The organism is [Chlorobium] sp. 445 (genome assembly GCA_002763895.1).
Lineage (GTDB): Bacteria > Bacteroidota > Chlorobiia > Chlorobiales > Thermochlorobacteraceae > Thermochlorobacter.
On sequence record NSLH01000049.1, the window covers coordinates 1 to 10,898 of the forward strand.

Consider the following 10,898-nt stretch of genomic DNA (forward strand, 5'->3'; position numbering starts at 1 on the left):
GTCGGCTCGGGCAGTTTTAGATTTGAGCGAGTCCCAGTTTTTCAAGCGCCGCAAGCCATTGAGTGCGGCTTGAATGGGTGAAAGACTCAGCCCAGTCATTTCTTCAAAGGGCATGGCTGTATGCTGCTCAAACTTGAACCAAGCGTTATCGAGCGTAAAGTGATAGACGACGGGTTGCAGGACTTGGCGATTGAAGATCATCTGCAATTCTTCTGGCTGAACAACGCCTTGCTGCTTGAGCAGTACGCCAATCGGTTGGTTCAGCGCATGACGCACCGCCTCAATAGCAGACTGAATAGCTTCAAGTGGCTGCGAACTAACTTTAGTAAGCAAGACGCGTAGCGAAAGTGTAGGATGCTGCACAGCGACAAGTTCACCATTGCGAAACCAGAAGTGATACGGTGTTTGCACACTATCCAATGAGCGAATTTGCAGACGCCCAGTCTTGCGAGAGGTGTAGATAAAACGCAACACCTCTGGGAATGAAAAATCAGTAAAGTACCCTGAAATAGACATGATGCAGTTCTCCTGTTGCGAGTTGAGCAATGTGATGTTCGTCAAAAAGTGTGCCGCTCTTCAAGGTGTGAAAAGTATGCAAATCGTGCCTGTCTCGAGGTTTTAATCAGTCAGGTATGAGGAAATTTTTACTCAGGTTGGGATAAATGATGAAAAGATTGAATAAATTTCTTCAGTCAAGTGACTTAGTTGCTCTTCAGGCAAGGAAATGGGCAATACGGTGTGATTCTAAGTAAATTAGGGGCGTCCATAGACGCGTCCTTTCCAGACCACTTTACGATCGAAGAGCAGAAGAATCGGTACGAGTACCATGGTAAAGTAGTGGTAGAACGCGAAGAGTGGCATTGCTTTGAGCAGCGAGGCAGAGTGGAGGCGTCGGAGCGGCGTAATGAGGAAAAGAAAATCCATACTGACTTTCACGAGCAGCATGAGCACGGCTTGACGCCATGTAAAGAGGAAAAACGAGAGCACGGTCAGCACGTGGGCAACAAAGCCTAAGATAAGTGTGGCCAGACTGGTGCGGTCGCCACCGAGTCCGCCCAGAACCCAGCGTTTTTGCTGCTTGTAGAGGTCGCTAAAGGTTTGTTCGGGCACCGTCGTGTTTTGCGTGACATATTCTACAGGGCAGGCAATTTTCCACTTGGTTTTCTTGATTGCCTGAAAGAGGGCAAAATCTTCGGTCACGCTAAACCGCACTTTTTCATAGCCGCCGACTTCGAAATAGGTTTGGCGCCTGAAACTGAAGTTATTGCCGATGCCGCCAATTGGAAGTCCAATAGCGGCGACGGCAGAACCGGTAGAGAGCAAGTAACACCAGTTTAGGGCTTGAATACGTTCGAAGGCGCGCGAGGCACGCGGCAAGGTGATGCCGCAGACTAAGCCCGTCTCATCAGTGAAGTATTTGAGGGTGTCTTTTACCCACGTGGGTTTAACGACGCAATCGGCATCGGTCATCAAAATAAACTCTCCGGTAGCCCTTGTTGCCGCTTGATGAATAGCGTTGCCCTTACCTTTGATGGTGCTGTCTTGTACCAGAAGGTAGTGCACGAAAGGATATTCAGCGGCGTATTGCTTGATAATCTCAGGCGTGCGGTCTTGCGAGCGGTCATCAGCAATGATGATTTCAAGTTTATCAGTAGGATAATCCAGCATAACAAGCGAGCGCAGGCAAGTGTCAATGTTGCGCTCTTCATTTCTTGCTGCAACCACGACACTGACCTTAGGAAGTGTCGCAAAGCTACGTGTAGGGAATTTCTTGTAGAGTGCTGCTGTCAGCACCAGAGTCTCAAGGACATAGAGCACAACGATGCCAATTGCAGACCACGCTAGTGCTTGCTCAAAAATCGTGGCAATCTCGGTCATATCGCGCAAGTGTCAATCGTTTTACGGCGAATTTACAAAGTTTGCAGGCGTAGAGAAAGGTACTGCAAGCGTTAAGGTATGGCAAGGGTTTGAACAGGTCTCTACATCTCTTGCACAACTTCAGAGGCTGGCTCGAGAACAAGGCGCTTAGAGTGATCGTTGAGTGTTTCAGCATAGAGCTCGAATGTGCCATTAGCAAAATGGCGGTCGCAGTCCTGTTCAAATTCCAGAAGCATATCTATAACCTGACGCCAATCATTTTCGCGCACGATTTTATCGCGAACTTTGCTCACGTTGGGCAAGCCTTTAAGGTAAGATGAGTAATGGCGCCGCATTTCTAAGACACCATACTTTTCACCTTTCCACTCGAGCGACATTTTCAGGTGTTCAATGGCAACGTGAATTTTTTCGTGATGCGTCGGTGGCGGAGGCAAGACGCCGGTGGTCATGAGCGCCTTAGCTTCACGGAAAATGAACGGGTTTCCAATTGAGCCACGTCCAATCATCACACCATCGACGCCGCTTTCTACAAAGCGACGTGGCACATCACTTGCCTGCCAAATATCACCATTGCCAATGATAGGAATCGTGGCTATCTCTTTTGCACGCCGAATCCACTCCCAGTTTGCTGTGCCCTTGAACATTTGTGCGCGCGTGCGTCCGTGAATGGTAAGAGCCTGAATGCCGCACCCTTCTAAGCGTTTGACGGTGTCAAGAATGGAAATAGACTGCTCATCCCAGCCGATGCGCGTTTTTGCTGTAACAGGAACTTTGACGGCTTTGACCACAGCAGCGGTGATTTCTTCCATCAAAGTAGGATTGCAAAGCAAACCTGACCCTGCGCCACGTCCAGCAACTTGCTTAGCAGGACAGCCATAGTTGATGTCAATAAAATCTGGGTTTGCTGATTCGGCAATGAGTGCAGCTTCAACCATCGCCTCGACTTGATTGCCAAAAATTTGAATCGCTACAGGTCGCTCATCATCGAACACCTTGAGCTTGCGCATCGACTTTGCAGCGCCACGCACCAAGCCTTCTGAACTTACAAATTCTGTGTAGACAATATCTGCACCAAACCTTTTGCATAGCCGACGAAATGACGGGTCTGTAACATCTTCCATCGGCGCAAGCACGATAGGTTTATCTATGTGAATCTTCCCAATTTGCATGTGCAATTGCAGCTATACTGGTCCAAACAATTCAAGCGTTGGGTCACTGGTGCTTATGCAAATCAACTTTGTTGAGGTTTATTGCGCGGCACAACCGTTGCCATCAAGTCGGCTTCGCAAACGAGTTCGCCGCGTACAAATGCCTTAGACGAAAACTGGCATACATTGCGCCGACGATTTCTGACAACGGATTCAATGATGAGCGTATCGCCGGGCACAACAGGTTTACGAAAACGCGCATTATCAATGCCCATAAAATAGACATCTTTTTGCGCAAACGATTCATTACCATTAAGCAAGAGAATTCCACCTGACTGTGCCATGGCTTCCAGAATCAAGACACCTGGCATGATAGGATTACCGGGGAAGTGACCCTGAAAGAACGGTTCATTCATCGTGACGTTTTTCACTGCCACAATTTTTTCATCGAGCTTAAACTCTATGATTTTGTCAATTAGCAGGAAGGGATAGCGGTGTGGCAAGATGTTCTGAATAGCTGCCGCATCAAAGACGACACCTGATTTTCGCTCATGTTGATATTTGCGCGTGAGTTTATTTTTCTCAATTAGCTTGCGCAGTTTCTTGACAAACTCCACATTTGCCGCATGCCCAGGGCGCGCTGCAAGAATCTGTGCTTTGATGGGCATGCCAATGAGCGCAAGATCGCCCAGTAAATCAAGCAACTTATGGCGTGCAGGCTCATTCGGATAGCGCAGTTTACGATTATTCAGAATGCCATTCTCACCCAGTTCAAGATGATAGCCATTTTTGCCCTGTGAAATTTTTTGGACAAGTTCATCAAGTTCGCTTTGCGACATTTGTCTATCGACAATCACGATAGCATTGTCAATATCGCCGCCTTTGATTAAGCCTTGATGTGCCAGCTCAGCGACTTCGCTAAGAAAGCAGAATGTACGCGCCCCTGAAAATTCGCTTGCAAATTCTTTCTGCATATCAAAGATGCCAGTGTGCTGCGAGCCTAAGGCGGGATTCTTGTAGTCAATCATAATCGTGGCGCGAAAGTCATCGAGCGGCAGAGCAACAATATGCACGCCACGTGCTTCATCGACATATTCAACGGTTTCATCCACAATCAGAAAGTTCTTCGGAGCAGATTGTTGCTCAAAGCCAGCAGAAAGCAGCGCATCGACAAAGGGCTTACTGCTGCCGTCGACCACAGGTGGCTCAGGACCTGTAAGTTCAATACGGCAGTTATCGATTTGCAGACCATAGAGCGCAGCAAGCACATGCTCTGTCGTATGCACCTTTGCATCGCCAACGCCTATTGTTGTCCCCCTACGAATATCGACAACATGGTCAATATCGGCTGGAATTTCAGGTGAATCCGGTAAGTCGGTCCGAACAAAGCGGTACCCATAATCTTCAGGCGCAGGCTTGAATGTGAGCATACAATCCTGTCCTGTATGCAACCCTCGTCCCCAAATGGAGACTTCTTTTTTTATCGTGCGCTGATAAGCAAGCATGGTTTGAAGCAGTTGAATTGCGTCAAATCTCAAAGATAAATAAAAGAGCATGCTGTGAAAAATTGCGATGTTGTCTGGCTGCATGCTACATTTGGTCGTCAAGCGCTTGAAGCGCATCTTGCTCTACAGCGTAAAAGGCGCTCAACAATATTGGCAAGTGTGTCAGAAATATAAAATCATTATCTTTGCAAGCTAATTCAGCAAAGACTGTGAAAACGGATACGCTAACATCACACACAAAAGACTCAGCTAAGCTGCCAGTACTATACGCACACTATACCGATGGTCAGCTTGCACTTGAGGCACTGCGACATCATCTCGGTGAAACGACAGGCTTAGAAGTCTTGGAGGCAGGCTGTGGCTCGGCTTCGCATTTGAAGCTCTCACACTGCAGAGTAACAGGCATTGATATTTCACCTTATCAATTAGAACGCAATAGCCAACTTGCTGAACGCATCTGCGCTGATTTGCACACTTTTGAGAATGAGCAATGGAATCACGCCTTCGACTTAATTGTCTGCTGGGATGTGATTGAGCACTTGGAACGACCAAAAATTGTGCTTGAAAAATTCTTCAAATGGGTAAAGCCAACGGGGAAAGTCATACTTGCCTATCCAAACCCGCAAATTTGGAAAGGTGTTGTAACGAAATACTCGCCCTACTTTGTGCATCAACTGTTTTATCGAGTGGCATCAGGGACCCCATTCAGTGCCAGCAAGCGCGACCAAGGACCGTTTCGCACCGTCTTTGCGGACGACATCAAATTGAGACCTTTGCTGCAACTTGCTGAACGCCACGGTTTCAAACCAGAGTTCTTCGTCAGTTATGAATCGTATCAAAATAAGTTTGTAAAGCGGTGGCTACCACATGCAGTGGTCGATGGGCTCAATCGATTTTTTCTTGGTGAACTCAAATCCACGCTGGATGTTTCTGCAACAGATTTTATCATCATTTTTTCAGCAGACACGCTCAAGTAAAAATCGTGCTTGAAAGCATAAAGAGAGCATCAAGTCAACTAGTAACATTCCGTCGGAGAAAACGGTCAGAAGTAACAATAGAATGAATGCACAAGTAGTTGTTATTGGCGCAGGGTTAGCAGGGCTATGTGCGGCCTACCAATTGAAAAAGCAAGGCATCTCCACGCTTGTCTTTGAAGCATCAAAAAGCATAGGTGGAAAAATTCAAACGCGGCAAGTCCAAGGTTTTACCTTTGATGTTGGACCAAACACGGTGCTTGAGTCGAACGAGGCCGTCGGACGTCTCCTTACTGATCTGGGGCTTAAAGAGCGCATGCTCTGGGCAAATGCTGCAGCAAACACACGCTACATTCTGAAGGAAGGTAAACTTGTACCTCTGAAAGCCTCACCTGCCCTGATTTTTACACCACTGCTCTCGCTCTCGGCAAAATTGCGTCTACTCAAAGAACCCTTCATTGCCCCAAGCCCCACACGCGAAACAGCTGCTGAGTTTATTGCACGACGATTTGGTCCAGAAGTGTTAGACTATCTCATTGATCCCTTTCTTGCAGGCACGTTCGGCGCAAGACCAGAGCATTTAGCCGCTGATGCTGCTTTCAAAACCTTGACAGTGTGGGAAAAAAAATACGGTAGCGTAATCAAAGGGGCATGGCAAGCAAGAAAGGCAAAAGCGCAAGCGTCGAAAAAAAATTCTCGCAAGATGTTTTCTTTTGCAGGCGGATTTTATGATGTTGTCAAACGCCTTGCTGAGGAGATTGACACTGGACTATGGTGCGAGGTGCACGTGCAAAGCATCACTCGCGAGAGTGATGGTCTGAAAATTTCGCTCACACAAGGTGGCGTCAGCAAGAAGATAGAAGCAAAAAAATCATTGTAGCAACACCGGCGCCACAGGCAGCTCAGCTCCTCGAAAGCCTTGCGACAGAGCTTGCTGCTGTCCTGAAGATGATTCCATATTCACCCATAGCCCAAGTGTTTTTAGGCTACGACACGCATCGCATCAAATTGCCGAATGGTTTTGGTTTTCTTGTGCCCGAGCGGGAGCAGCGAAAAATTTTGGGTATCGTCTTCAACAGCATGATTTTTCCGGAGCGATATGCAGAGGGCGCAGTGATGACGGTCTTCATTGGTGGCTCACGTCAGCCGGAGCTAGCACATCTATCCGAAGCTGAACTGTTTGCACTTGCCCGTGCGCAGATAAAGGAGATATTAGGCATTGACACTGCACCGAGAGCAACAGCGGTGGTACAGTGGCATCAAGCGATTCCGCAGTATAACTTGCACCATCAAGACGTGATAAGCAGTGTGGAGCAGTATGAGCAAGTGCACAGCGATATCTTTTTTACAGGAAATTGGCGCGCAGGAATCTCTGTGCCCGACACCATTGAGCACGCTGAAAAGGTAGCCTTACAAGTTGCTGAGAGTCTGCGCTATCAACTCTCAGCGCGTGAATTTTCGCACTAAGGCAGCCAGTTCATCACGAGAAAGCTCGGGGCGATACTCTGCAAGAAAGGCCCGAAGATGAAGCATGATGTGATCGCGCAGTTCTCGAAACCGTGCTGCCCCACGCCCTGAGATATCTTCAAATCCCCAGTGCCCGCAAATCAATTGCTCATTTTCATATAGCCATCGTGGACAATCACGATATGCTGTAGCGCTCATTGTGATAAGAATATCAAGTGTCACATGGCGAAATTCTTCAATGTCAGATGTGCGATGTGATGAAATATCAACTCCAATTTCGCGCAGAGTCTGAAACGTAAGTTTATCAATTGTGCGCACAGGTGTTACGCCAGCGCTGTAGACCACGAAATCTGCAGAAAGCGATTCAAGCAAGGCGTGTGCAATCTGACTGCGAATCGCATTAGCCGTGCAAAGAAAAAGTATGGAGCGCTTCATAGAATTAACACTCACGCTGAAGACTTACGACCAACAAATTCTAAAATCTTTTCACTGATAAAAGCAATTTGTTCTTCGTCTAACTCCGTGTGCATTGGCAAAGAGAGCACACGCGCAGCGATGCTTTCAGCTATAGGCAGCGAACCTTTGGGATAGCGTGCATCTAAAAACGCTTTCTGCAAATTTAGCGGAATAGGATAATGCACCGAGGTCGGAATGCCATAGACACTCAAAAACTGTTGCAAGTCATCACGCATCTTGGGTTCGGGCAGGAGAATGGTGTATTGATGAAAAATGTGCGTGCCATTCGGATCGCGATACGGCAGTTGAAGCTTAGCATCGTGCAGATAGTGATCGTAGAGGTCAGCGGCGCGGCGGCGTGCAGCATTGAACTCATCAAGGTAACGGAGTTTGACCTTAAGCACAGCAGCTTGAATGGTGTCAAGGCGGGAATTGACGCCTAAAAGTTCATGCTGATAGCGTACCCTTGCGCCGTGTTGCGCAATCATTTTGATTTTCCAAAAAAGCTCTTCGTCGTCTGTGAAGATGGCGCCAGCATCACCAAAAGCACCTAAGTTTTTAGCAGGGAAAAAACTTGTCGTGCTGATGCGTCCGAACGTGCCAGCCTTACGCCCTTTGTAATCTGCACCGAAAGATTGGGCGTTATCTTCAATGACATCCAATCCGTGCTGAGTGGCAATCTCTACGATTTTATCAATTTCAGCGGCTTGTCCGTAAAGATGCACAGGCAGAATGGCACGTGTCTGTGGAGTGATTTCGGCTTCAAGGGCGTCAGCGCAAAGATTAAATGTGCGTGCATCAATATCAACATAGCGGGGTGTTGCGCCAACAAGCAAGATCGCTTCAACTGTAGCAGCAAACGTGAAAGGAGTGGTGATCACTTCATCGCCTCTGCCAATACCGAGCGACATGAGTGCAATTTGCAAGGCGTCTGTGCCATTTGCGCAGCCAACCGCAAAACGCAATCCAAGGTATTTTGAAAGCGCGCACTCGAGCTCGCCAACAGCCGCACCGTTAATGAAACTTGCACTCTCAATAACTTTTTGAATTTCAGCAGAAAGTTCAGGCTGCAGACGGTTGTGCAAGCCAACAAGGTCGACAAGATGAATTTTCTTAGTCAGTGTCGTCATGTTACTCGATGCGGATAAGTTGTCCGAACTCTTTGGCAAGTTGCGCTGTAAGCTGTCGGCGTTCAAAGCGCTGCACAAAGTCTTCGGTTGGAGTAGGCAGCATATTCCGTTTCCAAAGCGCGTAGAGTTCTAAAATTTTCTGTGCAATATCCTGTGTCTTTTTGGGATGTGCAACAACACCATTTGCTTCTAAAATGAGCTGATGTGCTGCGCCTTCGGGCACAATGCCAAAGAGTGTTTTGCGTGCGCCAATGTACTCAAAGAGTTTGCCATGCGTAATCACCTCTGTGCCCTTGACAGGGTTGAGCGTAGCCCAAAGCACATCGCCTCTGAGCAATTCTGCAATTGCTTCAAGATGCGGACGATAGCCATGAACTTCAATCATGTCTTTGAGCCCAAGTTTTTCGGCTAAGCTCATATGCTCTTTTTCAAAAAGACCGACAAAACAAAGCTCTACGCTCTCGCGTAATGCAGGCTCTTGCACAATAGCTGCTTTCAAGCCTCTGAAAAAAGGTGCTGGCGAACTCAGAAAAAAACGACCGGAATAAACAAAGCGTAATTTGCGGCGAGTGCGTGAATCGGGCTGCACCTGACGAAAGTCGTCTGCATCATAGCCATGCCAGATGATAGAAATATCTTTGTGCTGCAATTGCCCAAGATACTTTCTGAGAAAGAGTTCTTTCAAAGCACGATTTGCGGTAATGATTCTATCGGCATGCGTGAGCACATATTCTTCGAGCGCTTCATGTTTGCGTCGGTGAAAGGGTGTGCAGTAAAGATGTGCAGCATTTTCAACCCAAGGGTCACGAAAGTCGAGCACGGCCGGCAGGTGATACTTGGCACGTAACTCAAGTGCAATAAGGTGCGAACTAAATGGCGGCGCAGTAGAGTAAATCACGTCAATATCTTTCTCGCGCTCAATGATTTCACTGGCTTTTTCTATTGCAAATTTCTTCCAACCGATTTTGTTGTCTGGAATAAATACCAATTGACTGAGTGCGCTAAGAAAGCGTCTGGTTTGTTCAGAAGGCATCTTGAACTGACGCTTGCCAGTGGCGGCAGACGCCGCTTTTGTGATGTCTTTTGTATCAGTACGCACGATTTCAATCGCAGGATGAGAAAGCTCAGCAAGCAAGGAGTCATCGTAAGCAAAATATGCCGTTGGGTTAATCGTCAGCACGATGGGTTTCCAGCCAAATTCAGGTAGATACTTGACAAACTTAGCAGTGCGCTGCACACCTGAAAGTCCCATAGGTGGAAAGTAGTAGGCAAGCATCAAGACTTTTCTAAGTGGCGCATGCATAAACGCGCTGTTGGCTACAGAGGTCTCGCTATTGATGGGTGTCATGAAAAGTTGGCGGATGAATTTCTACAAGTTTATGCACGAGCGTGGCTAATTTTTTTGCAGCCTCACGCCGCGTGTATTTCTTAATGGCTTCCGCGTTGCCTTCCCAGAGCGTCTCCCCAGCCCAGAAGCGCTCGTAATACTTCAAAAACGCTTGCTCAATTTCGCTCTGACTGCGAAAGTTTGCAACTGTGCCTGATTGCGTTTCTCGAATTAGCGCTGCAATAGCGCCTTCTGGTGCAAGTGCAAGAATCGGGCGCTGTGTGCCAATGTATTCATAGACTTTGCCCGGCACAATCTCAGCACTATCGCTCGAGTCATCGACAACAAGGAGTAAGACATCTGACCTTAAAAGCTCCAGCACACTCTCTGAATGCGGCATATACGGCTTGACAACAATTGCAGCTTTGAGTGTCGGTTCTTCAAAGAGCGGCATAATGTTTGACCCAAAGCGACCAATGAATTTGAGTTCAATTTTGGCAGGGTCAACTTTGCCTTGTCTTACAAGTGAGCGTACTGCGTCAAGAAAGCGCTCAGGTGAGCGCTTGCCGTACATTGAGCCTGTGTAGCACAGTGTAAATTTTGCATTACGCTCAAACTTAACAGCTGGAATATCTGCTTCGTCAAAACCATTTTCAATGTGCAGCAATTTGGTGGCGTCAATGTCCGGATACTTTTTCTGAAAATCTTTGGCAATACCAAGCCACGCAACTTCCAAGCGATCGCATTCTGCATAGACACTGCGCTCGAGATGGGCATCAATTTTCTTAGCGATGCCATAGCGTACAGGCGTAGAGAGAAACCCCGTCCAAGGATCGCGAAATCCAGCAATCCAAGGCAAGTGCGTCTTGCGCTTGAGTGTGCGGGCAATCAGTGCCGCTGTGTAAGGCGGTGAAGACGAATAGAGGCAATCAATCCGCTCCGTTTGAATAATGTGCTGACCTAGTGAGACGGCATGGGGTAGCCAGCCAATACGTGCGTCGGGAATAAAAAAA

General features: G+C 47.6%; 11 protein-coding genes. 3 read left to right on the forward strand and 8 right to left on the reverse strand.

Annotated features, from left to right (window positions below; genetic code table 11):
- The 4 genes from CMR00_12300 to CMR00_12315 all read right to left on the reverse strand — a co-directional run.
- The coding region (locus CMR00_12300) for a hypothetical protein (GenBank protein ID PIO47070.1) at positions 1-516 on the reverse strand (516 nt) is incomplete at its 3' end.
- Positions 517-753: 237 nt separating this feature from the next.
- Positions 754-1,887: a hypothetical protein gene (locus tag CMR00_12305; GenBank protein ID PIO47071.1), complete on the reverse strand. Its 1,134-nt coding sequence runs from the start codon at positions 1,885-1,887 to the stop codon at positions 754-756.
- A 92-nt stretch (positions 1,888-1,979) separates the two neighbouring features.
- Complete coding sequence (locus CMR00_12310; protein PIO47072.1) at positions 1,980-3,047, reverse strand: tRNA dihydrouridine synthase DusB; 1,068 nt, start codon at positions 3,045-3,047, stop codon at positions 1,980-1,982.
- Positions 3,048-3,109: 62 nt separating this feature from the next.
- Complete coding sequence (locus tag CMR00_12315; GenBank protein PIO47080.1) at positions 3,110-4,531, reverse strand: UDP-3-O-[3-hydroxymyristoyl] N-acetylglucosamine deacetylase; 1,422 nt, start codon at positions 4,529-4,531, stop codon at positions 3,110-3,112.
- Between the two features lie 149 nt (positions 4,532-4,680).
- On the opposite strand from CMR00_12315, the gene CMR00_12320 reads away from it, so the two are divergent.
- From CMR00_12320 to hemG (CMR00_12330), 3 genes are all read left to right on the forward strand, one after another.
- Positions 4,681-5,508 (forward strand): hypothetical protein, encoded by an 828-nt coding sequence (locus tag CMR00_12320; protein PIO47073.1) that lies wholly within the window; start codon positions 4,681-4,683, stop codon positions 5,506-5,508.
- Positions 5,509-5,590: 82 nt separating this feature from the next.
- On the forward strand, positions 5,591-6,385 hold the full coding sequence (gene hemG / locus CMR00_12325; protein PIO47074.1) for a protoporphyrinogen oxidase: 795 nt from the start codon (positions 5,591-5,593) through the stop codon (positions 6,383-6,385).
- The gene (gene hemG, locus CMR00_12330) at positions 6,376-6,972 is read left to right on the forward strand and encodes a protoporphyrinogen oxidase (GenBank protein PIO47075.1); all 597 of its coding nucleotides are present in this window, start codon (positions 6,376-6,378) and stop codon (positions 6,970-6,972) included. The genes hemG (CMR00_12325) and hemG (CMR00_12330) overlap by 10 nt, the downstream gene beginning before the upstream one ends.
- Here hemG (CMR00_12330) and CMR00_12335 read toward each other — a convergent pair.
- From CMR00_12335 to CMR00_12350, 4 genes are all read right to left on the reverse strand, one after another.
- Positions 6,949-7,407, reverse strand: coding sequence for a hypothetical protein (locus CMR00_12335; protein PIO47076.1), 459 nt, complete (start codon positions 7,405-7,407; stop codon positions 6,949-6,951). The genes hemG (CMR00_12330) and CMR00_12335 overlap by 24 nt on opposite strands.
- Positions 7,408-7,418: 11 nt before the next feature.
- On the reverse strand, positions 7,419-8,558 hold the full coding sequence (locus CMR00_12340; GenBank protein ID PIO47077.1) for a transcriptional regulator: 1,140 nt from the start codon (positions 8,556-8,558) through the stop codon (positions 7,419-7,421).
- A 1-nt stretch (position 8,559) separates the two neighbouring features.
- A complete protein-coding gene (locus CMR00_12345; GenBank protein PIO47078.1) occupies positions 8,560-9,906 on the reverse strand; it encodes a glycosyl transferase family 1 in 1,347 nt (448 codons plus the stop codon).
- Positions 9,890-10,898 (reverse strand): hypothetical protein (locus CMR00_12350; GenBank protein ID PIO47079.1); only part of this gene is annotated, 1,009 nt, incomplete at its 5' end. The genes CMR00_12350 and CMR00_12345, both read right to left, overlap by 17 nt.

Coding starts and splice junctions, on each gene's coding strand:
- CMR00_12310 (PIO47072.1), bottom strand. CDS start 3,047: ATGCAAATTGGGAAGATTCACATAGATAAACCTATCGTGCTTGCGCCG.
- CMR00_12315 (PIO47080.1), bottom strand. CDS start 4,531: ATGCTTGCTTATCAGCGCACGATAAAAAAAGAAGTCTCCATTTGGGGA.
- hemG (PIO47074.1), top strand. CDS start 5,591: ATGAATGCACAAGTAGTTGTTATTGGCGCAGGGTTAGCAGGGCTATGT.
- CMR00_12335 (PIO47076.1), bottom strand. CDS start 7,407: ATGAAGCGCTCCATACTTTTTCTTTGCACGGCTAATGCGATTCGCAGT.
- CMR00_12340 (PIO47077.1), bottom strand. CDS start 8,558: ATGACGACACTGACTAAGAAAATTCATCTTGTCGACCTTGTTGGCTTG.
- CMR00_12345 (PIO47078.1), bottom strand. CDS start 9,906: ATGACACCCATCAATAGCGAGACCTCTGTAGCCAACAGCGCGTTTATG.